Origin of the sequence: Halostella pelagica, assembly GCF_004762015.1 — an archaeon.
Taxonomy (GTDB): Archaea; Halobacteriota; Halobacteria; order Halobacteriales; family Natronoarchaeaceae; genus Halostella; species Halostella pelagica.
This window is the reverse complement of sequence record NZ_SJES01000002.1, coordinates 257,235-280,595: the sequence shown is the minus strand read 5'-3', so window position 1 is coordinate 280,595 and position 23,361 is coordinate 257,235. Positions and strand designations below refer to the sequence as shown.

At 62.4% G+C, this 23,361-nt stretch carries 23 protein-coding genes; 15 read left to right on the top strand and 8 right to left on the bottom strand.

Annotation, left to right across the window (positions count from 1 at the left end; all coding sequences use genetic code 11):
• Positions 1-145 precede the first annotated feature (145 nt).
• The 10 genes from EYW42_RS05850 (at position 146) to EYW42_RS05805 (ending at position 10,868) form a co-directional block, all read left to right on the top strand.
• Positions 146-1,135 carry an aldo/keto reductase gene (locus EYW42_RS05850; protein WP_135534320.1) on the top strand — a complete coding sequence of 330 codons (990 nt, stop codon included), beginning with the start codon at positions 146-148 and terminating at the stop codon, positions 1,133-1,135.
• A 58-nt stretch (positions 1,136-1,193) separates the two neighbouring features.
• Positions 1,194-2,270 (top strand): TrmB family transcriptional regulator, encoded by a 1,077-nt coding sequence (locus EYW42_RS05845; RefSeq protein WP_135534319.1) that lies wholly within the window; start codon positions 1,194-1,196, stop codon positions 2,268-2,270.
• Between the two features lie 139 nt (positions 2,271-2,409).
• Entirely contained in the window at positions 2,410-3,852 is a 1,443-nt protein-coding gene (locus tag EYW42_RS05840) for a substrate-binding domain-containing protein (RefSeq protein WP_135534318.1), read from the top strand.
• Positions 3,853-3,855: 3 nt separating this feature from the next.
• Entirely contained in the window at positions 3,856-4,878 is a 1,023-nt protein-coding gene (locus tag EYW42_RS05835) for a carbohydrate ABC transporter permease (protein ID WP_135534317.1), read from the top strand.
• A 1-nt stretch (position 4,879) separates the two neighbouring features.
• Positions 4,880-5,836: a carbohydrate ABC transporter permease gene (locus tag EYW42_RS05830; RefSeq protein ID WP_135534316.1), complete on the top strand. Its 957-nt coding sequence runs from the start codon at positions 4,880-4,882 to the stop codon at positions 5,834-5,836.
• A gap of 3 nt (positions 5,837-5,839) precedes the next feature.
• A complete protein-coding gene (locus EYW42_RS05825) occupies positions 5,840-7,030 on the top strand; it encodes an ABC transporter ATP-binding protein (protein ID WP_135534315.1) in 1,191 nt (396 codons plus the stop codon).
• Position 7,031: 1 nt separating this feature from the next.
• A complete protein-coding gene (locus EYW42_RS05820; protein WP_135534314.1) occupies positions 7,032-7,235 on the top strand; it encodes a hypothetical protein in 204 nt (67 codons plus the stop codon).
• 83 nt (positions 7,236-7,318) lie between these two features.
• Positions 7,319-8,413 carry a Gfo/Idh/MocA family protein gene (locus EYW42_RS05815; protein WP_135534313.1) on the top strand — a complete coding sequence of 365 codons (1,095 nt, stop codon included), beginning with the start codon at positions 7,319-7,321 and terminating at the stop codon, positions 8,411-8,413.
• 300 nt (positions 8,414-8,713) lie between these two features.
• A complete protein-coding gene (locus EYW42_RS05810; protein WP_202613819.1) occupies positions 8,714-9,847 on the top strand; it encodes a S1C family serine protease in 1,134 nt (377 codons plus the stop codon).
• 49 nt (positions 9,848-9,896) lie between these two features.
• Complete coding sequence (locus EYW42_RS05805; RefSeq protein ID WP_135534312.1) at positions 9,897-10,868, top strand: sugar phosphate isomerase/epimerase family protein; 972 nt, start codon at positions 9,897-9,899, stop codon at positions 10,866-10,868.
• Positions 10,869-10,902: 34 nt separating this feature from the next.
• Here EYW42_RS05805 and EYW42_RS05800 read toward each other — a convergent pair whose 3' ends face one another.
• From EYW42_RS05800 to EYW42_RS05785, 4 genes are all read right to left on the bottom strand, one after another.
• Positions 10,903-12,054, bottom strand: coding sequence for a DUF5305 domain-containing protein (locus EYW42_RS05800; protein WP_135534311.1), 1,152 nt, complete (start codon positions 12,052-12,054; stop codon positions 10,903-10,905).
• Between the two features lie 103 nt (positions 12,055-12,157).
• On the bottom strand, positions 12,158-13,279 hold the full coding sequence (locus EYW42_RS05795; protein ID WP_135534310.1) for a signal peptidase I: 1,122 nt from the start codon (positions 13,277-13,279) through the stop codon (positions 12,158-12,160).
• Between the two features lie 43 nt (positions 13,280-13,322).
• Positions 13,323-14,510 carry a CARDB domain-containing protein gene (locus tag EYW42_RS05790; protein WP_135534309.1) on the bottom strand — a complete coding sequence of 396 codons (1,188 nt, stop codon included), beginning with the start codon at positions 14,508-14,510 and terminating at the stop codon, positions 13,323-13,325.
• A 210-nt stretch (positions 14,511-14,720) separates the two neighbouring features.
• Positions 14,721-15,218 carry a hypothetical protein gene (locus EYW42_RS05785; protein WP_135534308.1) on the bottom strand — a complete coding sequence of 166 codons (498 nt, stop codon included), beginning with the start codon at positions 15,216-15,218 and terminating at the stop codon, positions 14,721-14,723.
• Positions 15,219-15,731: 513 nt separating this feature from the next.
• On the opposite strand from EYW42_RS05785, the gene EYW42_RS05780 reads away from it, so the two are divergent.
• On the top strand, positions 15,732-16,241 hold the full coding sequence (locus EYW42_RS05780) for a hypothetical protein (RefSeq protein WP_135534307.1): 510 nt from the start codon (positions 15,732-15,734) through the stop codon (positions 16,239-16,241).
• A gap of 134 nt (positions 16,242-16,375) precedes the next feature.
• The gene (locus tag EYW42_RS05775) at positions 16,376-16,912 is read left to right on the top strand and encodes a DUF7344 domain-containing protein (protein ID WP_135534306.1); all 537 of its coding nucleotides are present in this window, start codon (positions 16,376-16,378) and stop codon (positions 16,910-16,912) included.
• 50 nt (positions 16,913-16,962) lie between these two features.
• Here EYW42_RS05775 and EYW42_RS05770 read toward each other — a convergent pair whose 3' ends face one another.
• Positions 16,963-17,754, bottom strand: a complete 792-nt coding sequence (locus tag EYW42_RS05770; RefSeq protein ID WP_135534305.1) for a hypothetical protein — start codon at positions 17,752-17,754, stop codon at positions 16,963-16,965.
• Positions 17,755-17,881: 127 nt separating this feature from the next.
• Here EYW42_RS05770 and EYW42_RS05765 point away from each other — a divergent pair, with 127 nt between their 5' ends.
• Positions 17,882-18,994 carry a Gfo/Idh/MocA family protein gene (locus EYW42_RS05765; protein WP_135534304.1) on the top strand — a complete coding sequence of 371 codons (1,113 nt, stop codon included), beginning with the start codon at positions 17,882-17,884 and terminating at the stop codon, positions 18,992-18,994.
• Between the two features lie 72 nt (positions 18,995-19,066).
• Here EYW42_RS05765 and EYW42_RS05760 read toward each other — a convergent pair whose 3' ends face one another.
• Positions 19,067-19,987, bottom strand: a complete 921-nt coding sequence (locus EYW42_RS05760; protein WP_237561284.1) for an alpha/beta fold hydrolase — start codon at positions 19,985-19,987, stop codon at positions 19,067-19,069.
• 61 nt (positions 19,988-20,048) lie between these two features.
• Complete coding sequence (locus EYW42_RS05755; RefSeq protein WP_135534302.1) at positions 20,049-20,900, bottom strand: translation initiation factor eIF-2B; 852 nt, start codon at positions 20,898-20,900, stop codon at positions 20,049-20,051.
• A gap of 432 nt (positions 20,901-21,332) precedes the next feature.
• Between EYW42_RS05755 and EYW42_RS05750 the strand changes: the two genes are divergently transcribed.
• Together EYW42_RS05750 and EYW42_RS05745 are read left to right on the top strand one after the other, a co-directional pair.
• Positions 21,333-21,629, top strand: a complete 297-nt coding sequence (locus EYW42_RS05750) for a hypothetical protein (RefSeq protein WP_135534301.1) — start codon at positions 21,333-21,335, stop codon at positions 21,627-21,629.
• Positions 21,626-21,838: a hypothetical protein gene (locus EYW42_RS05745; RefSeq protein ID WP_135534300.1), complete on the top strand. Its 213-nt coding sequence runs from the start codon at positions 21,626-21,628 to the stop codon at positions 21,836-21,838. The genes EYW42_RS05750 and EYW42_RS05745 overlap by 4 nt, the downstream gene beginning before the upstream one ends.
• Here EYW42_RS05745 and EYW42_RS05740 read toward each other — a convergent pair whose 3' ends face one another.
• Complete coding sequence (locus EYW42_RS05740; RefSeq protein ID WP_135534299.1) at positions 21,839-23,296, bottom strand: RtcB family protein; 1,458 nt, start codon at positions 23,294-23,296, stop codon at positions 21,839-21,841. It lies immediately after the preceding gene.
• Positions 23,297-23,361: the final 65 nt, after the last annotated feature.

The window sequence follows — 23,361 nt, the reverse complement described above, 5'->3', positions numbered from 1 at the left end:
GGCCAGCCAAACTAACTTAGCCTTCGGGCCAGCCAAACTAACTTAGCCTTCGGGAGATCACTCTCAGGGAGTTAGCGGTACAGCAGCCGAACTCCCGTTCACCGCCGCGCCAGTTATTTTACTGCCTGCTGTGGTAGCACTTCACATGACGGACCGTGAGATGGAGTACACGTCGATCGGCGAAACCGGCCTGGAAGTGTCGCGGTTCTGCCTCGGGTGCATGAACTTCGGGTCCGACGAGCCGTGGATGATCGGCGACAGTGAACAGAGCAAGGAGATAATCGACCGGGCGATAGACCTCGGGATCAACTTCCTCGACACCGCCAACGTCTACTCGCAAGGGGAGAGCGAGGAGATAGTCGGTGACGCGATCAGCGGTCGGCGGGACGAACTCGTCCTCGCGACGAAGGTGTACGGTCGGATGCGCGAGGGTCCGAACGGGCAGGGACTGTCGCGAAAACACGTCCTCGAACAGGTGGAAAAGAGCCTCGACCGCCTCGGAACCGAGTACATCGACCTGTACCAGATCCACCGCTGGGACGACAGTACGCCGGTCGAGGAGACGCTGTCGGCGCTCGACCACCTCGTGAACGAGGGGAAAGTCCGATACGTCGGTGCCTCGACGATGCCGAACTGGAAGTTCCAGCGGACGCTGTACACCGCGGATATCGAGAACTACGAGCGGTTCGTCTGCATGCAGCCCGAGTACAACGCCGTGGACCGTCACGAGGAGGCGAATCTCCTGCCCGTCTGCGAACAGGAGGGGGTCGGCGTCATTCCCTGGTCGCCGCTGGCGGGCGGGTTCCTCACCGGGAAGTACGACCGCGATTCGGACCCCGAAGAGGGCCTGCGGGCCGACGCGGACGAGTACACGCAGAACCGCTTTACGGAGGAGAACTGGGAGGTGTTAGACGAGATACGCGATATCGCCGACGAGAAAGACGCGTCGCCCGCACAGGTGAGTCTGGCGTGGCTCCTCCACAAAGACGTTGTCGACGCGCCGATCATCGGCCCGCGTTCGGTCGACCATCTCGAAGAAAACGTCGGCGCGCTACGCGTGTCACTCTCCGAGGCTGAGATAGAGCGCATCGAAGCGCCGAAGCGGCCGTCCTGGCCCGCAAAAGGGAAAGACTGAGGGGGCGGGAAACGAGGTACACAGAGATGCGACGCGACCATCGGACGCTGGAGGAAGCATGGATAGCAGCGATCTGACGGAGACTCTGCAGGACGCCGGCCTGTCGCCGTATCAGGCGGAGGCGTACGTCGCGGTCCTCGAACTCGGCGCGTCCTCGGCAACCGACATCGCCGAGGCGAGTTCGGTGCCTGACCCGCGGATATACGACGTTCTCCGCGATCTGGAGGACAAGGGGTACGTCGAAACGTATCAACAGGATAGTTTGCACGCTCGCGCACACGACCCGGCGGAGGTGCTTCAGGACCTGCAGACGCTCGCCGAGCGGTTCTCCGACGCCGCCGAGGAGATCGAAGAGCGGTGGAACCGTCCCGCGATAGACGACCACAAGGTGAGCATCGTCACGCGGTTCGAAACGGTGATCGAGAGGGCCGAGTCCCGCATCGAATCTGCCGACAACCAGGTGCAACTGTCGGTGCCTGCGAACCGGTACGAGCGTCTGGCTCCCGCGCTCCGGACGGCCCGCGAGGCGGGCGTCGATGTCAAACTCTCCCTGTACGCCCCGGCCGGAGACGCGACTGCGCTTCCAGACGAATCGGAACTCGAAACGACCTGCACCGAGGCCCGCCACCGGGAACTACCGTCACCGTTCGTCGCGCTCGTCGACCGCGCGTGGACGTGTTTCTCGCCGCACGCCAGTTCGGTCAACGAGTACGGCATCCTCGTGGACGACCGGACCCACACGTACGTCTTCCACTGGTTTTTCCTTACCTGTCTCTGGGAACAGTGGGACTCCCTGTACCTCAAAGGGCGGACGGACCCGCCGATAACGTATGTCGAGATCAGACAGTGTGTCCGGGACGTTGGCCCGCTCGTCGACGACGGTGAGACCGTCCGGGCGACCGTCGACGGATACGACACGGAGACCGGCGAACGAGTCGAACTCTCGGGGAACATCGTCGAAACCGACTACGCGAGCGCCTCGGCGTCAGACCGCGACGAGCGCCTGCCCTCACAGCTGGCTGGACAGGTCCAGTTGACGATACACACTGGAACTGAGACTTACACCGTCGGCGGGTGGGGAGCGATGATCGAATCGGTCGAAGCAGAACGTATCACGATCACAGCCATCGAGTAACGAGGTCCTTCTCCCGCCTTCCCCCGCGCCATTCAGCACCGACAGGTACGTTCTCGGACTGGTCGGATCTATTAACAACAGTAGTTGTACCTTACCCCGGTACTTATAAGTGCCGAGACAACTGATAATCTGGTTGGCAATGACTGGCAAAGATCCGCGAAACGGCGGACGGGGGGTGTCCCGTCGGACGTTCGTAAAGGCGGCGGGAGCGTCGGGGGTTGCGACCGGATTAGCGGGCTGTATTTACGGCGACTCCGGCGGTGGCGAAAACACCGTCGTGTGGGGGTACGACCCGAGCGCCGCACAGGAGATCCCGGACCAGATCCGGGATCTCTACCACGAAAACGGGCTCGATGACGAGATCAGCATCGAATTCCAGCAGGGTGCGAACGATACCGGTGAGCGCCGGAGCAATTACGTGGAACTGCTCAACGCCGGAGAAGCGGAACCCGACCTGATGCTGATGGACAACGGCTGGCTGAACGTGTTCATCCAGAACGGTCTGGTCGCGAACATGAGCGACGAACTGGACGATAGCGAACTCCAGACCATCGAGGACGAGTTCTTCGAGGGGTTCACGGCCACCGCCCGCGACCCCGACAGCGGCGACCTCTTCGGCCTCCCGTACTTTCCGGACTTCCCAACGATGCAGTACCGAAAGGACTACGCGCGGGAGGCCGGCTACGACGACTCCGACTTCGAGCAGTGGGCAACCGAACCGATGACCTGGGAGGAGTGGTCGCATCTCACCGCGGAGATAACGGAGGCATCCGATGCCAGTTACGGCCTCGCCACGCAGTGGGAGAACTACGGCGGTACGGCCTGCTGTACGTTCAACGAGGTCATGTCGTCGTGGGGCGGCGCGTACTTCGGCGGGCGGGAGAACCTCTTTGGACCCGTCGGTGACCGGCCGGTGACCGTCAACGAACAGGAGACGATCAACTCGCTCCGCATGATGCGGACGTTCGTAGACGGCGTCGACGAGAGCTTCGGCAACTACGCGGAGGGGATCGCCCCCACCGAGATCACGTCGTGGCAAGAGGAGGACGCTCGCGAGGAGATCCTCAACGGCGAAGCGGTCATGCAGCGAAACTGGCCGTACGCCATCACCCTGAACGCCGACGAACTGGGGACCGACGCGTACGGGGCAATGCCGATCCCCTACTCCGTCCCGGAGGGGGAGGCTGCACAACCCGGTACTGGCGGCACGACGGCGGCGCTCGGCGGATGGCACGTCGTCCTCAACCCCAACTCCAATCGGACGGACGCCGCGATGGAGGTCATCAGGACGGCAATGCAGGACGAGGTGTATCTCGGGATGCTCGACATCTGGGGCTGGCTTCCGCCGAAACCCGAACTGTTCGAGTCCCAGGAGGCAGAGAGCATCGAACCGATCGGCGAGTACATGGACACGCTGCGACTCGCCGGCGAGAACGTGATGCCGCGGCCCGTAACTGAGGTGTGGCCGAATCAGTCCGGCGTCATCGCACAGGAGGCAAACAGCGCCGTCGCCGGGTCGAAAAGCGCCTCCCAGGCGATGGAAGACCTCCAGGGTGCACTGGAGGACACGGAAGAAGGGTAACTGATGAGCGCCGAAGAGCCAGAGAGCGCCCCGACCCGCGAATCGCGGAAATCAGGGGCGCTTGTGTCCGCCGTCCGCTGGATGGAGAACCTCGGCGAGACCGGCTTCGCGTACCTACTACTGACGCCCGTCTTTATCCTGCTCGGGGCCATCGCACTGTACCCGCTACTGCGGACGTTCGAACTGTCGCTGTACACGAACGTCATCGGGGTCGGCGACGCGGAGTGGGTCGGCTTCGAGCATTACGTCGACCTGTTCACCGGCGAGGCCGACAGCAACTTCCCCGGAACCACGCAGTTTCTGTGGGGAGACGTGACGGTAAACGGTGAGTTTCCCTTCGTTCACGTCGAGCGGCTTCTCAGAAGCGCGCTCGCAGTAACGCTCATCTTCACAGTCGTCAGCGTCTTTTTCGAGACCCTCATCGGCTTCGGGCAGGCGCTCGTTCTCGACCAGGACTTCTACGGCCGGCGGTGGGTCCGCGTGGCGATCATCATTCCCTGGGCGATCCCGATCGTCATTCAGGGGATGATCTTCTTCCTGATGTTCCACCCGAGCGCGGGGTTCGCGACGGACATTCTCGCCCCGTACGGCATCGTCGCCGAGACGAACACGCTCAACGACCCGGCGAGCGGGCTGTTGCTCGCTATCGTCGCGGACATCTGGAAGACGTCAGCGTTCATGGCGTTGCTGATCCTGGCGGGCCTCCAGAGCATCGACCGCAGCCTCTACGACGTGGCGAAAGTCGCCGGAGCGTCCCGCTGGCAGCAGTTTCGGTTGATCACGTTCCCGTTGATACTCCCGACGCTCGGCGTCGCGGTCCTGTTCCGGACCATCGACGCGATGCGGATCTACGGGCTGATCGACATCTCGTCGAGTTGCTCCGTCGTCCCATCGCTGTCCTGTATGGTCGTCTCGACGTTCACAACCCAGCGCGGCCTCTCGTCCGCCGTTGCGTTCGTCACCGCCGGCGTCATCGCGATAGCGGTGCTCGGCGTGATATACCAGCAGTACAGGGAGGGGTTCTAACATGGCGTCCGAAACATCAGACGGGCCGCTGGCACGGTGGACGCAGGGCGTGATCGAGGACACCGAGCAGCGGAACCGGCTATACAGGTCGCTGTTTTACGTCGTCACGCTGTTTTTCCTCGTGACGACACTGTTTCCGTTCTACTGGCTGCTCGTTCTGGCGCTGACGCCGAACAGCCTCATCCGCCAGGGCAACTGGGACCTGCCGTTCCTGCGTCCGCAGGGATTCAACTGGGAGGCGTTCGTCGAGGTGTTCCAGCAGATACCGTTCCACCTCTACGTGTTCAACAGTTTCGTGCTGGCGCTCATCACCACGGTCATCGTGCTGTTCATCGCCAGCCTCGCGGGCTACGTCTTCGGCAGGTTGGAGTTCCCCGGACGCGGCGTGTTGATGCTCGGGATCCTCGCGATCTCGTATTTCCCTCCGGCGGCGTTTCTGGTGCCGCTGTTCGAGGCGTTTACCGGGAACGTGGTCGTCCTACCGTTCGTCGGCGTGGAACTGTTCAAGCCGCCGCGACTGGTGAACACGCCCGGGGCTATGGTGCTGCCGTTCAGTGCGCTGTTCCTGCCGCTCTCTATCTTCATCCTCACGACGTTCTACGGGCAGATACCCGAGGGGCTGGAGGACGCCGCCCGCGTGGAGGGGACGACGCGACTCGGAGCCCTGTTCCGGGTCATCATCCCGCTTTCGGCCCCCGGCGTCGCGACCGCATCCGTGCTGACGTTCATCGCCGTGTACAACGAGTACTTCTTCAGTTCGATCATGGCGCTGAGCAACCAACCCGAACAGTGGTCGCCGCTTGTCGGCGGGATACTGAGCTACCAGACGCAGTACACGACGTCGTTCAATCTGATGGCGGCCGCGAGCGTCATCGGCGTGTTGCCGGTCGTCATCCTCGTCGTCGTTGCACAGGAACGGATAGTTAGCGGACTCACCGCAGGTGCGCTCAAGGAGTAATCCATGGCAAAAGTCACACTCGAACACATCACGAAACGGTACGAAGACGTCACCGCCGTCGACGACATGAACCTCGACCTCCGGGACGGGGAGTTCGTCTGTCTCGTCGGCCCGTCGGGCTGTGGGAAGTCGACGACGATGGAGATGATCGCCGGGCTGACGAAACCGACTGAAGGCGAGGTGTACATCGGTGACAGGAACGTTACCAAACTACCGCCGAAAGACCGCGGGGTCGCGATGGTGTTCCAGAACATCGCGCTGTTCCCGCATATGGACGTGTACGACAACATCAGCTTCGGCCTTCGCCTCCGCGATTACGACAAGGAGGAGATAGACCGTCGCGTCGACAACGCGGCCGACATCGTCCAGCTAGAGGGGATGTTAGACCGGATGCCGGACGAGATGTCGGGCGGACAGCGACAGCGCGTCGCCATCGCTCGGGCGATCGTCCGGGAACCGGAGGTGTTCCTGATGGACGAACCGCTGGCCAACCTCGACGCGAAACTCCGCGTTCACATGCGGACGGAGCTTCAGCGGCTCCACAAGGAACTGGACACGACTATCGTGTACGTCACTCACGACCAGGCCGAGGCGATGACAATGTCGGACCGGATCGCCGTGATCGACGCCGGTGAACTCCAGCAGATCGACCCGCCGCTGACCTGTTACAACTCGCCCGAAAACCTGTTCGTCGCGGGATTTATCGGGTCGCCGTCGATGAACTTCGTCGACGGGGAAGTCACGCAGAACGGGCTCGAAACCGAGTATTTCGACGTGGCGCTCGACCCGGGGACGATAGACGGCCTCTCGGTCGGACAGCGGGTGACGATGGGTATCCGACCGGAAGACATCTACCCGGTTGCCGTCGACGAGGGGTTGCAGTACCCGACGAATCGGATCCCCGCACGTACCGACGTTATGGAGCCGATGGGTGACGAGATATTCGTCTACCTACTGCTCGAGGGTGCCCAGGAGGCGACGATGGGTACCGAAAGTCGCGGCAGCGGTCAGCTACTGATGAGTGTCGATCCCGACTCCGACATACAGGAGGACGAAGAGGTGAATATCGTTCTCGACCGCTCGAAGGTCCACCTGTTCGACACTACCTCGGGCGAAGCGATCACCCACGACATCACGACGACGCCCGTCACCGAAGGGCGGGCCGAGCGCGGCGAAACGGGAGGTGACGCCTGAGATGGTCGGTACGGCCGAACTCGTTTACTTCGGTGGCGGGACGATACTGTTTTTCTTCTGGGTGTACGGTATCGTATCGTTCGGTCTCGACCTAAAGCACAAGATCATCCCGGGTATCCGCCAGTATCGGCGGGGCCGGCGGCGACTCAAACGCGAAGCGGAGGAGGAAAAAGAAACCGAAGAACAGGAGAAACAGCTGTACTGATGCGCCACTCGTATCGAACAGTCGTACAGGTTCTGATACTGATCCTGAAAGAGTTAAACGCGGGTACGAGCGAACCCTAAACAATGACTGATACCACGTCGCCCCGAGTCGGGCTTATCGGACTCGGGAACATCGGCCAGTACCACGTCGACCGACTCCGGGAACTCGGCGCGAACGTCGTCGGTGGGATGGATATCGACGCCGAGGCCCGGTCACACTTCACCAGCACGTACGGCATCGCGGCATACGACGACCACACGGAACTGTTCGACATCGCAGACGCCGTGGTCATTACGACGCCGAACAAGTTTCACGAAGAGTACGCAACGGACGCTCTGGACGCCGGCCTCGACGTACTGCTGGAGAAACCTCTCGCGCACTCGATCGAGAGCGCGAAGCGCATCGTCGAGGCTGCGAACGCCGCGGACGGGTTCTGCATGGCGGGGTTCAACAACCGGTACGCCAACCCCGTCGAAGTGATAAAGGGGCATCAGCGGAACGGCCGGTTCGGCGACATTCGCCACATCGAGGCGAATTACATCCGTCGGCGCGGCATCCCGGGACGCGGTTCCTGGTTCACCTCGAAAGAGATCGCTGGCGGGGGATCGCTGATCGACATCGGCGTCCACGCGATCGACCTCGCGCTTTACTTTCTCGACTTCCCCGAAGTCGTCGAGGTGTCCGGCCAGACCCGCGCGCAGTTCGGCGACCGCGAGGAGTACTCGTTCATCGAGATGTGGGGCGAAGACATCGGTCCGGAGGGGTTCAACGTTGACGACTCCGCGAGCGCGCTGATCCGCTGCGCTGACGGGTCAACGATCTCTCTCGAAGCCGCCTGGGCAACGAACCGGGAGAACAGCCAGGACTTCATCATCCGGGGCACCGAGGCCGGGGCAAAATTCGACAAGGCCACCGGTGACCTGACGCTGTACGAATCGAGCGGCGTCGGTACCGACCACCTGACGGACACGTCCGTCGACACCCAACCGAACGACGCACACAAGTCCGAACAGCGGGCCTTCCTCGACGCGGTCGAGTCGGGCGAGGCTCCGGACCGCAATACGATGAAGCAGGCCCTGACCGTCCAGCGCGTCATCGACGCCATCTACCGTTCCAGCCAGGAAAACCGAGCAGTCGAGATCCGTTCGAGCAACGACGCGGAGATCCAGGTGGACTAGCCCGGCGGTTTCGGCCGCCGCTCTCTCAGTACCGTTCGCCGCTTCCCTGACCTATCAGTTATCTACTTCACCGATCTACCTAGTTCACTCATCCGGTGTCGTAACGATTCTCTACGTCCGTTTTCAACAACCGACTGGCTTCTCGGTTACGAAACACGGCCGCGGACTGTCCGTATTCTCTCACCCGACTCGGAACCGCGTGACACCGGCGAATCGTAAGTTCAGGTTACTGAATGGAACAGTCGAAACACCGCTAAACGATAGGCCCCGTTTATCGCTCGCACGACCGTCATCCGTCGTATGTCTCAGAAGGCGGTTGGAGTCGCTATCGGCGCTCTCGGCGTCGTGTTTCTCACGCTCGCGGTCGCCGTTGCGGTTCCCGCGTTCGCTCAGATACCAACCGACGAGGACGTGTACGCGCAACAGGAAGAGAACGCGACGGCGACGGGCGACTGTAATTACACGCAACTGTACGACGAGACGAGACCAGGCGTCGTCCAGGTGATGACTGACCGCGGAGAGGGATCCGGGTTCGTCTACGAGATGGACGACGGCGCGGGACAGATCGTAACTAACGAACACGTCGTAACGGGCGCGAGACAGGGCCAGGCCGGGGGTGAGCGTTCCATTCCTGACACCGTCGAAGTCAAGTTCAGCGACGGCACGACGGTGACGGCGAACGTGACGGGGACGGACGTGTACACTGACCTCGCGGTGCTCCGCGTGAACGAAACGCCGGAAAGCGCCGCCGCGCTCTCGGTGGCCGACGAAAGTCCGTCGGTCGGCGAACGGGTGGCCGCGATCGGCAGCCCGTTCGGTCTGGAAGGGACGATGACCCACGGTATCATCAGCGGCGTCAACCGGTCGATGGCGACTGGAACCGGGTTCCGAATTCCCGACACGCTCCAGACTGACGCGCCGATAAACCCCGGAAACAGCGGCGGTCCGTTAGTCACGTGCGACGGTGACGTCGTCGGAGTGAACCGCGCCGGCGGCGGGGATAACGTCGGGTTCGCTATCTCGCCCGAACTGGTCAACCGAGTCGTTCCGGAACTCGCAGAGAACGGCTCGTACGCCAATCCCTATCTGGGAATCCGTTCGGTTCCGGTGACGCCGACGGTGGCGGAGGCGAACGGGTTCAACGTGAGCGAGGGGGTACTCGTCTATCAGACGGTCGAGGGCGGCCCCGCGGACGGAACGTTGCAAGGGAGCGATGACTCGGAGGTCGTCGACGGCCAGGAGGTTCCCGTCGGTGGTGACGTGATCGTCGCCGTCGCCGGGCAGAACGTCAGTTCGCAGGAACAACTCGGCAGTTACCTCGCGACCGAGGCGTCGCCCGGCGACGAGGTTGAACTGACAGTGATACGCGACGGAAACCGGACGACGGTGAACGTGACGCTCGGCGAACGACCCGATCCCGGCGAGCGGCCCTGAAGTCTGTTTTCCCCCCGTCTTTTTGCTTCGGGATGACGCACCGTCACACATGGATATCGGCGTCCACACGCCACCGCTTTACGGCAAGTCGCTGGAAGAAGCGCTCGCGTATCTCGACGGTATCGGCGTCGACGCCGTGGAACCCGGCGTCGGCGGACACCCCGGGGACACGCACCTCCCGCGCGAGGAGTATCTGGACGACGAAGAGGCCCAGGCCGAGTTGCAGGACGTGCTCGACGAACACGACGTGCGGATCAGCGCGCTTGCGACCCACAACAATCCGATCCATCCGGACGAGGGAACCGCAAACCGGGCCGACCGCGAACTCCGCGAGGCGATAGCGTTGGCCGACCAGTTAGACGTAAACGCGGTCACCACCTTCTCGGGACTTCCCGCCGGTGGGCCGAACGACGAGGTGCCGAACTGGATCACCGCTCCCTGGCCGAGCGAACACGCCGACGCACACGAGTACCAGTGGGAGGAGGTCGCGATCCCGTACTGGCAAGACATCGCCGAACACGCCACTGACCACGGTGTGAACGTCGCTATCGAGATGCATCCCAACATGCTGGTGTACGAACCGCACGGCCTGTTGCGCCTGCGGGAGTCAACCAACGAACGCATCGGCGCGAACTTCGACCCCTCACACCTCTACTGGCAGGGTATCGACGTGACCGAGGCTATCCGCTTGCTCGGCGACCACGACGCGATTCATCACTTCCACGCCAAAGACACGAAAGTGTACGACGCGAACGCCCGCGAGAAAGGAGTGCTCGACACCACCTCCTACACCGACGAGCCGAACCGTTCGTGGCTGTTCCGCTCTATCGGCTACGGCCACGGTGAAGACCACTGGAAAGACGTCGTCTCCACACTCCGGATGGTGGGCTACGACGGCGCGCTCTCTATCGAACACGAGGACTCCCTGACTAGTTCCTCCGAAGGCCTGGAGAAAGCCGTCGACGTGCTCCAGCGCGTCGTCTTCGAGACGATGCCCGGCGAAGCGTACTGGGCGGAGTGATAACCGACTCGGGTCGCGGTGGCCGGTGACTTTGCTATAACTGCTCCCAGGCGTCCTCGTCGTCCGGGTCGGGCGGAGCACCTCGGCCGCCACCGGGCGAGCTTTCGGTCCCGACGCCCGACGATTCGATGCCTTCGACGTTGCTCGGTTCCATCGAGTCGACGCTCGGCCACGCCATCTGCTCCCAGGAGCCGTTCTTGCAGTAGTAGTAGATCATATCGCCCTCGATGACGGCGAACAGGTCCCAGCGCGGGTCGTGAATCACCCGCTGGTTCGCGTCGATGGCGACGTCGACGACGTCCTCTAGCGTGTCAAGTTGGACGTGGTCCTTGTCCATCCACATCGGGATCGCACCCTTCGATATCCACTCCTCGTGGCGACGTTCGTGGATCTCCTGTCTGATCGCGTCCACGTCGACGGCGTCCTCGCGTCTGAGCCAGAGGATAGCGCTGGCGGCGAACGCGCCGGTCGAACCGGCAAACAGCAACATCGCGGTCGTGTAATCCGGCGAGGAACTCGATTCGCGTGTCACCGGCGTCTGGTGAGTCTGTTGCGCCGCGACATCGCCGTCGACCCAGTACGCGTTCCGCGTCACTTCCAGCGGTGCGGTCGCAGTTATCTCACCGACGTAATCGCCGGTGTCGTACGTAGTCACTAGGTGAAGCCGCACCTCCATCGTCCCGACGTTCGAGAGCCTGGTTGCGGTCCGGTTGAGTCGGCGGTCGAGTTCGCGGATGTCCACCGTCGCGTTCGACGTCGCCGTTCCGTTCGTCGCTGTCGTCGTCTCTGATACTAGCGTCTCCGACTCCTCCCAGAACACCTCCCCGTCGGCCGTCGCACGCGTTCCGAGACGCACCTCGTGCGTGACGCTTGTTCCGTCTGGTGCCGTCGTCGTCGGCGTGATCGTCAACACTGGCGTGTCGTTTTTCAGGTACCGCGGGTTGTTCTCCAGACGCGTCCCGGCCTCCCAGAGCGAATCGTTCGACGCTACGACTGCGCTCGTCTCGACTGTCGATTCGACGGACTGAACGTTTCGCTGTTCGGTGACTGTCGTCGCCGCCGAGTTCGTCACAACGGACCCGGAGAGAGCCAGCGCCACGAGTCCCAGGAGAGCGAACGCGACGGCCAGTTGCCGTCCGTGTCTGGCAGCAACCAGTCGGACGCGTGGCGGGACGAAGTCGCTCACGGCGACCCCGTACCTCCCTGGATTTCGCCGCCATTCAGCGCCAACACTCCGGTCATACGAAGCGAATGTGACTGAAGATACATAATTATAACTGAAATTCAATTCAAAACAACCACCGCCGCAGCCGCGCCGCCAACGGTCGGTCCCGCGTGGCGGACCGGATACGTTGGTTTCTCGCTCCCGCGACGAGGACGACGAGCGACCCGACGAGGAACGCGGTGACGAGATCGACTGTCGCCATCGCGACGAGGGGGTGGATGTCGTGCAGCGTCACCAGCACTGACATCGGTAGTACGGCGAGATACCGTCGTTCGGTCACCTCGCGGTAGTGGACACCCGTCGATTCACCGCCCTCTAGCGTCAGGGTTGCGGTACTCGATCCCCTGGCCGACGCGTACTGCCGGCGCTCGTCGACAGTAACGCCCTCACTGTTCGGTTCAACGACCGCGACGACGGGAACGATACCGTCGTTTTCCACGACGTATTCGACGCTTGTCTGTCCGCCGGCCTCGACGACTAACTGCTCGTCCTCGGGTTCCTCGGCGACAAGAAGGCCGTACTCGGTCGCTCCAGACGGAACGACCATCGCCGCCGTCGTCGGAACGACAACCACCAGCAACAGCAGCCCGAACAGCAGCCGTCGGTCGAAAACGTTGGGTCGGGACCGCACCCTGGAGACGATGCGTTCCCCGCCGTCTGTGAGCCAGGCGAGAGCGACTAACGCCAGACCGACGGCAACGAACACCCCGCCGATGCTTCCGCCCGCGATCGGGCCTACGACCGTCCCAACCACGCTTCGGACAGTCGTGATAGCCGTACCGAGGTGCGGGACCGTAACGACCGTTCCACCTATCTGAAGCGCTTCCGCTCGAATCTGGCGGTCTTTGACCGGCGGTTCATCCCCGTCCTGGTCCGTGAAGGGGTTCGCGTCTCCCTTGGTAACGTACCCCTCCGGAGTCCTGTCGACGACCCGATGGGTCGTCAGACCGCCGCCCTGTATCTCGCTCGCTTCGAACACGACGACATCGCCCTTCTCCACGTCGCCAGTGACTGCGGTCGGGACTGCGACGAAACCGTCACCCGCGTCGACCGTCGGTTCCATGCTGCTCGTCGTGACGTAGCCGAGGAGTATCGGCTGACCGAGTACCTGCCCGAGCAGCATCGACACTATGACGACGACGGCGAACGCCTCCAGCGTACCCTTCAGTAGGGTTCGCAGTCTCACATGTCCTCCATGATGTTACTACACCGTAATTATTTCTCTCCTGTCATTGGCGCTTGAATCGGACAAAAACCACCCCGAAAGCGAGCGGCGGCACCACGGCGAGAACGGAGCCGGGATATTCAGTCAGGTCGCCGAGGGGAGACTCGTCGGAGGAAGAGACGGTTACCGAACCCGCGTCCGTTCCGCTCACGCTCACTGCGAACGTGCCGGTGCTATCGACCGGGGTCTCGAACGTCACCGTCCTGGTTTCGCCCGCGGAAACGGCGACTCGCTGCGTGGCGACGACGACGCCGTCAACTTCGAGTTCCGCGACGAACGTCCCGTCGGCGCTACCGTTGTTCGATACGTTCGCTGTGACACTCATATCGTCGCCCGGTGCGATCTTCTCGTCGCCTACCGTCGCGTTCGTTACTGCGAACCGGGGGGCGGGGCCTTGGGCCGGTGAAACGGTGACGATAGTCGGATCGGCATCGTCCGTTCCGACAGTGTACTCGCCCGCCCGCTGGAACTGCCGGGTGAAGGTCACCGTTCGGTTCTCGCCGCCCGAGACCAGAACTCGGCGCTCATCGACGACGACGCCGTCGACGTAGAGCCGAACCGGCACCTCGGCCGAGTTGCTCCCGCCGTTGGAAACGACTGCCGTCACGTTCACGCTCTCGCCGGCGGTTAGCTCCGTCCGGTCGATGCTCGTTCTGACTGACACCGGATCAGAGTTCCCGGAGTCTGTGCCATCGCCTCTGTCGTTGGTCTCTCCCGGACGCTGGCCGCCGGGCGTTTCCTCGTCAGGGGACCACGACATAACGCTGATTGCGTTCATTAGAACTCCTTCGCGGCCGTGGGTGTCAGCGGCGATCCCGACCGACAGCGTCTCGCCGGGCGAGAGCCTGACGGCGTTTGCACGGCCCTCGACGGAGTTTGACGGGTCACCGTCGCGATAGACGGTCACACCGTCGGCGTCGTGTCGCACCGCGACGTACCGCGGTTCGTCACCGGTCAACGTGACTGTGAACACGTCGTCGACGGTCGTCTCGGCGTCGCCGTTCAGGGAGTCGAGTTCAACGACGAGTTCGCCGTCGTCGACGCTTGCGTACTGTCCGTTCCCCCCGTCGTGGGGTGCGAGGGAGACGACCCCGGCCTCGTCAGTTCTCGGTCCGTCGAACGCCACTGCCGCAGTCGGAACTGCGAAACCGAGGAGGAGAACCGCGCCGACTACGAGGAGGTTCCGCCGCATGAGGGTCTACTCCACCCTAAGAAACAGATTACCTTTGTATTGACTCGCGTGAAGGAGCGAATGGTCGGCTTGAGAACAGTCCCGAGTCGGTATTCGTCCCCTTGAACGGTTGGTTTCGAAGAGAGAAGACGGATTTCGTACCGCGGTCATTGCGAACCGCGGCCGAACGAATCACTGCCCGATACTGCCCACGAGAGCGACTATCTGTCGCTACGTTCCGTCGTCTTTGGCGACTACGGTAATCGAACTGAGTAGCGAACTGCTGGCAATGTTACTCGGGTTGATGTCGGGCACGTTGATCTCGAGAGAGATATTCTCGGTCGCGCCCTGAGAGGCCAGGTTGACCGAGTTGGTCGTGCTGTTGTCGACGATCACGTTATCGTTCGAGTCCTTGAAGATAAATTCGATAGTGCCGAGCGTGTTACTGCTGGAGTCTTTCACGGTGTTTTCTATCGCAGTTCCGGCATTGACTGTGGAGTTAGTGTCGTCAGTGTCTATATAGAGGTCGATACCGCCCGAATCGCCCTGATTCTCGGCGGTAAACAGCGGATCGATCGCCGTCGTCGCGTTCGTGTTGATCCCGGACCCGCCGGCGTTCGTCCCGTCCAGATCGATCTGGAGCGTTCCACCGTTCTCTTGGGCGTAATCACTGGGGGTCGGGTCCAGTTGTAAGAAAGCACTGCTGTCGCCCGCAACGCTCACGTTCACGCTGCGGTCGGCTTCGACTGTGCTAAATGCACCGGAGCTGAATGCAGCTCCGCCGCCGACTGTTGCCGTTGCCAATCCGATTAGTACGTTCCGACGATTCATTCTCATGATTGTAGTTTCCGTTCGCACGGTAGGTCGTGCTTATTTCTCCAAATACAGCCCGCCCCCTTTGTATTAGTGAGCTTGAATGTTCCGCAAGTCGATCTTGAACTCCGCGAAAGCCTCTCTTGAACGGCAAAAACACGCTCCGACCCCGAAAGTAATAATGCGAGTGAGGTATAAATTAAATACGATTGAAATGTCGTTCCAACGTGGTACCGCTCGAAAGGACTGCCTCTTTTCGCTCGTGGCCACCCACTGTCGCCGGTTCACGTCCAGACCACGCACGCGCGAGAACGACTCAGTGGCTCAGCCAGACATGCTTGCACAGGTTACGTTCCAATACAACGACGTTCGGTCGAGACGCAAACAGCGAGTACCGACTCACAGCGAGGGAGATACCTCCGTACACCGATGACGGTGCTCAAGCGGTTGGGAGTGGTGCTACTGGTGGTTGGCGCGCTCATTCTCGCCGCACAGAGCAGCGGCTTCACGACATCAGCGGCGGATCGAGGAGTCAACGTGAACGCCGCTGCTCCGGAAAACGCGTTTCTCGGGCTTCACGACGACGGATACGCCGGAGAGGAGATACGCAATTACGAGTGCATATTCTGGGGGTACTTCTGTGGACCAGACGAGCAACCGCAGGAAGTAGTCACGGTTCACAATCAGTTCGACCAGAATGTCACTGTCACCGAAGCGACGGTCGACGGTGGAACAGGGGATCTTTTCGAGGTTCGATCGACGCCGGAGACGCTCGCACCGGACGGATCGGACACGATCGAACTCGGCTGTACGGGCGATGTCGAGGAGAGTGGGCAGACGGACGTGACGGTCAGGGTTTCGGCGGAGGGCGATTCCGTGGCAGTTGACGGTGCGGCCGTCACTGCAGAGAACGTGCAGTACGACTGTAGATCCAACTGAGAGTCCGGGGTTATTTCCCTTCGGTTCGTAGCGTTTCAGTCCAACCTGGATAAAACCCGATTTTCAGTGACACGTCGAACGATGTGGCAGTGCGAAAACAATATTATACATTAGTTCATTGACCAGAAACAAGAATGGCGACCAAGAACGGTGGCCTCTCGGACAAAGACGAGGTGTTCTCGTTGCTCAGCAACCACCGTCGGCGGTACACGATCCAGTTCTGCAAGCAGGAAGACGGGCCAGTGACCCTTTCGGACCTGGCCGAACAGGTCGCGGCCTGGGAAGAAGAGAAAGACGTCCCGGAACTGACCTCTGCGGAGCGAAAGCGCGTGTACACGTCCCTTCAGCAGACGCACCTCCCAGCGCTCGCGGACTCGGGCATGATCGAATACGAGAACCACGAGATCGAACTCACAGAGGCAGCGGACGAGTTAGACGTGTACATGGACGTGGTTCCGGAGGGCTCGATACCCTGGGGCGTCTACTATCTGGGGCTGTCCGTCGTCGGCGTGGTGATCCTGGGCGGCGTGTGGGTTGAGGTGCTACCGACGGACCCTGTCCCGGCGATTGGATGGGGGTTGCTGGTTGTTTCCCTGTTCGCCGTCTCCGCGGCCGTACACACCTACACGAGTAACAAGTACCACCTCGGAGAGATGGACCGACCGCGATGACGGTGATCCGGATCTGACTGTCGGTCACACTGCTTTCCGACCCGAAACGTTCAACCGGTATCTGTCCGCGTAACGGAATCGAAGTTGTTCTGGACGTCGAACGCGGTAACGGTCAGTTCGTACGTCGTGCCTCCCTGTACGTCGTATCCGCCGTCGTCGGGTTCGAGGGTTATCGCGGGGGCGTTCCCTTGCCCTTTCCGCACGTACCTCGTCCCGGAGGCGGTGTCAGTTCGAGTGGCCCGCGTCTCGCCGTTGCTGTCGGTCACTTCGTATTCGACGCGGTCGAGTTCGTTTTGGCTACTCACTTTTACCGTTCGTATCGTCCAGTTCTCGTCCCAGTCGTTCGCACTGAACTTTTTGACCTTGTCGATTGTCACTGCGCCGCTGGTGTTGCCGGACACGGCGGTCGTTTCTCGCGCCGCCTCGAACTGAAAGTCCGGTGACGTACCGACGATAGTAAACGGGACTTGGACGTCCTTGACTTCGGCCGTGATCTCGACCCGCTGCGAGCTACCAGCCCCGAGCGTCGGATTGTTGTTGTACAGTGTTCCGTGGGATGGGTCGTCAAGCGTAACGCTAAAATCGACAGTTCCAGTGGTGTTGTTTTCGATCTCTACGAGAAGCCCCCGATTGTTCTTCCGGACCGTATCGTTGACCAGCAAGCTGATGAGTGCGTCGGGGTCGTCGGCGACGTTCAGATTCGTCAGTCGAGAGCCAGTCACGGAAGAGAACGCTTCCGTAGTGATAGACGCTCCACCGACGACCGTCGCAGTCACGCCCATCCCGACGAGAAGCCGACGGCGGGTGAGTCGTCCGGGGGTGTGACTGCGACGCTTGTCCATAATAGCGGAGACGGTTTCCAATCGTATATCAGTTATTGCTGATAATTTGCCCGGACTTACACTATCCGAACAGTGACCTAGCGCCGCTGAAGAAACACTGAAACGCGGTCCTATTGAACACTACCCCATGACCATACAGGTCGGCGTTCTCGGGTACGGGTTCATGGGAAAAGCCCACGCGAACGCGGTAGCGCGGTTGCCGATGTTCTTTCCGGACGCACCGGACATCGAACGCGAGGTGGTCGTCGGACGTGACGAGTCGGCCCTCGCTGACGCCGCTGACCGCCTCGGATTCTCCCGAACAGCGACCGACTGGCGCGACGTTATCGACGAAGTCGACGTGTTCTACAACCTCGGGCCGAACCACGTCCACGCGGAACCCAGTATCGCGGCGCTCGACGCCGGCACGCCCGTTTTCTGCGAGAAACCGCTCGCTCCGACGCTGGAATCCGCCCGAGAGATGCGCGACGCCGCACGAGACGCCGGCGTAACGGCCGGTTGTGCGTTCAACTACAGGTTCATCCCCGCTATCCAGTACGCGCGGAACATGATCGAGGCAGGCGAACTCGGGGACATTCACCACTTCCGGGGGACGTACCTGCAGGACTGGTTGGTCGACCCCGAGGAGCCCTGGTCTTGGCGCAACGACGAGGAGATGGCGGGAAGCGGCGCGCTCGGCGACCTCGGCGCGCACACGGTCGACCTCGCTCGGTTTCTCGTCGGGGACCGAGCCGGCGAGATCGAACGCGTCAGCGGACACTTAGAGACGTTCGTCGACGAACGACCCCTAGAGGGCGGGAACGAAACGCGACCGGTAACGGTCGACGACGCCTACTCGGCGCAGGCGGAGTTCGCGAACGGTGCGATCGGAACGTTCGAAGCGTCGCGGTTCGCGAACGGCCACAAGAACGACCACAGCATCGAGATCCACGGTTCGAAGGGGAGCGTGCGCTTCTCGTTGGAACGGCTCAACGAACTCGAAGTCCTCCGAGAGGGGAACCGGGGATACGAGACGGTCCTCGTCACGGACGAGGACGACCCGTACATCGACCACTGGTGGCCCCCTGGCCACGTCATCGGCTGGGAGCACACGTTCGTCCACGAGAACTACGAGTTCCTCTCTGCTGTCGATGCGGGCGACGAGTTCGCACCGAACTTCGAGGACGGATACGCGGCACAGAAAGTGCTCGACGCCGTCGAACGGAGTGATGAGTCCGGGGAATGGGTCGAAGTCGCGTAGGTTCGCGACTGCACGTTCGCGGACGATGAGTCCGGGGAGTGGGTCGAGGTCGCGTAGGTCGCGGCTACAGCCTCACGCGACGGTTACACCGTCGAGAAACTCCAGACAGTGGGCGTTTACCTCCCCCGGTGCGTCGGCCTGGACCCAGTGACTCGTGTCGACCAGACGCTGGATCCGGACGTTCGGCACCCACTGTTCGATCCCGTCGAGCAGGCGCGGGGAAAGCGCGGCGTCTTCCAGCCCCCACAGCACCAGCGTGTCCTGATCGATCCGGGTCCTCGATAGCGTCGCGCCGCCGGCCGACTCACCCACCGTCTGCTTGACCATTCCCCGTCCGAGCGCACGGTAGTAGTTCAGTGCCGACGTGAGTGCCCCGGTCCGAGCCAGCGCCTGCTTGTAGCGACGAACGTCTGTCTCGGTGAAGGCGTTCGGACGTACTGGTGCCTCCCTGAACATCCGCCCGACGAGTGCGAAGTCGTCAGCGCGAAACAGCCGTTCGGGAAGCCACGGTAGTTGGAACAGGAGCGTATACCACATCCGGCGGGCCTGTTCCGGGCGCTTCAGTTCGCGTAGAAGCGGTCCCGGATGCGGCGCGTTCATGACGACGAGCGATTCGACCGTTTCGGGGTGTCGGGCGGCCGTCTCCCACGCGACGTTACCGCCCCAGTCGTGGCCGATGACGTGTCCAGCGCCGTCTGCCAGCGCGTCGATCAGTCCCGCCACGTCGGCGGCGAGTTCCGCGACGCGGTAGGCCGCTACGCCGCGTGGTTTCTCCGAGACGTTGTATCCCCGCAGGTCGACCGCCACGACGCGATAGCCCGCGTCGGCGAGCGCGGGGATCTGTCGCCGCCAGGAGTACCAGAACTCCGGGAAGCCGTGAAGCAGCACGACCGGCGTTCCGTCACGTGGTCCTGCGGCGACGTAATGCAGGCGCACGCCGTTGACGGTCACGTGTTCGTGCGTCCAGTCCGTCCGCGCGAGTGCGTCGCTCATCATCGGACGTTCGACGGCGAGCGAGAAAATAGGTCAGGGGAGAAATCCGGGCGGAAGCCGTTCAGAGGTCCTGCCGACCCTCGTCCGTGACCACGTCGGTCAGTAGATCGACTGGCGTGGCATCGTAACTCGGGTTCTCGATGCCGAACCCTTCGGTCGGTTCGCGCATCACCTCGCTCCCCGTCCGGTACTCGTTCTCGAAGACGAATCCCTCCTCGATTATCTTCGCGCCGGACCCGACCACGGTCATCGGGACGCCGACCTGGTCCGCCGTCGCTGCGATGGGAAAGGTCCCGACGCGGTTGTACAGCGTGTCCTCGGCGATACAGGTCATCCCTGTCACGACGCGGTCCACGTCGGACATCACGTGCCCGCTGGCGGCGTCAGTGACCAGCGTCGTCTCCACACGGTCCATCTCCGCGAGCGTCCGGGCCGTCCGTCGACCGAGATAGCGCGGGCGGCCCTCCGTCACATAAACGTCGAGATATGTCCCGTTCTGGACGGCACGCTCTATCGCCTCTAGCACCGTCGAGGAGTAGTCGTGGGTCAGGATCGTCATCCCGTCATCGAGATACGACACGGCGTGTTCCGCCGCTCGACCCTTCCCCGTTTCCACGTCGTCGACGACGCGCTCTATCACCTGTTTGAGCCGTCCTTTCGCGTCATCGACGGAACTATCCTCCGAGTTCAACACCGTGCGCTCGACCTCGCGGAGCGCGTTCTGGAGCGACGCGTGCGAGTGGTTGGCCCGGCGGAGCGTCTTGCTGTTTCGCTCCAGGTCCCTGTGGAACTCCTCGACGGTCGCGAACTCCCGGTCGAGCAACTCCTCTAACGCGCGGGTCGCGTTCACCGCGACGACGGAGGAGCTGTGGGTCTGCATCTCCTCTATCTCTTCGACCGTCTCGTCGATCATACATCGTCCAAAACCGGCCGCGGACAAAGCCCTTGCCCCAGAAAGCCCTTGCGACCCCTTGGCAGGGGTCGCTGCGCCCTTTCTATGTCCTCCGCAACGCGCTCACTTCGTTCGCGCGTTGGCCCAGGCCCGCAAGTTTGCGCGAGCCTGCGATCGCGGAGGCACGCTCCGAGCGCCTGCCCTTCCCCGCAGCGCAGGACGCTCACTGTCGCTCGCGTCCCTGCGCCCGGCCCATTGGTGGGCCGAGGGTTTATAGCCGATACCGGAACCAGACCCGTCGTGACCTGACGAACCGTCGCGAGGGCGGACGAGGCGGGTGTACGGCGAACCCCCTCGCGAGATCCGTGGCCGTCTGTTCGCTATCCGATACGGGACGCCCGCACCGCGGCTACTCCCGCTGGAGATAACTTCACGGGGGCCGTACTTGCCGACGTGGTCTCCGTCACCTACACCTGTCCGTACTGCGACGCGGTCGTCGAGATAGACCGCGATCCTTACCTGCGGGACAAGTCCGTCACGAAAGATCCGAAGGGCGACCGCGAGTACGCCAGTACGACCGGTGATTACGAGAGCGCCGACGGTATCGAATTCGTCTGCATCGGCCGTGCGGACGCGGACGACGGGTGCGGTCGGACGTTCTATCTCAACTACGTCAAGTACGACGAGGGGCGCGAGGTAGACGAGGGACCGTCGCTCGAAGACACGCCGCGGTTCGATTTCAACCCATGAACGAGGACGTACTCGACGAACAACGAGAACTCGTATCGTTACTGGAAGACGCCGGCTGGGACGTCACGGAGGCGGAACTCTCCGTCTACGAGAGCCCGTGGGAGGACGACGATTCGCCGGAAGCGACCGTGACGCTCACCGCGCGGAAACTGTTCGCGGAGGTCGACGAAAGCGACGTGGACGAAGGGAGCGAGTTCCGGATCAATTGATCACCCTTTGATGTTGCAGACGGGGAACGTGCGCGCCACCTTGTCGCCGATACCGAGGGCGTCGGAGACGCGGACGACTTCGTCGACGTCCTTGTAGACGCCCGGCGCTTCCTCGGCGACTGTCGCGCCGCTCTGGGCCTTGACGTAGACGCCATCTTGCTCCAGTTCGTCCTGTACGTCACCGCCCCAGTAGGTGTCCTTGGCCGCCGTGCGACTCATCAGGCGGCCAGCGCCATGGGCCGTCGATCCGAACGTCTCCGTCATCGACTTGTCGCCGCCGCGAAGGACGTAACTCCCCGCGCCCATGCTCCCGGGGATAATGATCGGTTGGCCGACATCGCGGTACGCCGCGGGTACCTCCGGATGGCCCGCCGGGAACGCGCGGGTCGCGCCTTTGCGGTGAACGTACAGTTCGCGGCTCTCACCGTCGACGTCGTGGGACTCCTTTTTCGCGATGTTGTGGGCGACGTCGTACAACAACTGCATCTCCATCTGCTCCCACGTCCGGTCGAAGACGCGTTCGAACACGCGGCGAGTGCGGTGCATGATCAACTGGCGGTTCACCCACGCGAAGTTGATCGCGGCGCACATCGCGCCGTAGTACTCCTCGGCCAGTTCGGATCCAGCGGGCGCGGCGGCCAGTTCCTTGTCCGGTAGCCGGTCGAGCAGGTCGGCGTGTTGTTTCTCTATCTTCCGCAGGTAGTCGTTACAGACCTGGTGACCCAGTCCGCGGCTTCCGCAGTGGATCAGGACGACTATCTGGTCCTCTCGGAGGTCGAACGCGTCGCCCACGTCTTCGCGGAACACGTCCGTCACGCGCTGGATCTCGAGGAAGTGGTTGCCGCTCCCGAGGCTTCCTATCTGGTTTCGCCCCCGGTCTTTCGCCTTCTGCGAGACGGCGGACGGGTCGGCGTCGGGACGCCGTCCTTCGTCCTCACACGCTCGCAGGTCGTCCTCGACGCCGTACCCTTCTTCGACGGCCCACTCGACGCCGCGGGCGAGGATCCCCTCGATAGCGTCGGCGTCGCCCTTGACGATGCCGCCGCCGCCGAGTCCCGAGGGAACGTTGGCGAACAGGGCGTCGACGAGTTCCTCCTCGTTGCCCCGAACGTCGTCGTACGTCAGGTTCGTCGTCATCATCCTGACGCCGCAGTTGATGTCGTAGCCGACCGCTCCGGGCGAGATACAGCCGTTTTTGGCGTCCAACGCGCCGACTCCACCGACGGGGAAGCCGTACCCCTGGTGGCCGTCGGGCATGCAGATGGCGTGGTTCGTTATGCCGGGGAGGTGCGTCGCGTTTTTGATCTGCTGGAGGGTCTTGTCGTCGCTGATTTCGTCCAGCAGAGCCTCGCTTGCCAGCACTCGTGCCGGGGTTCGCATGTCTCCCTCCTGCGGGATCTCCCAGACGTACTCACGCACTTTTTCGAGCGTGATGCCGTCTGCGTCGTAGGTGGTCATATCCGAGTATCGGTCCGGCGGACCGGAATACGTTTCGTCTCCGCGTTCGACAGGTCGCGACCCGG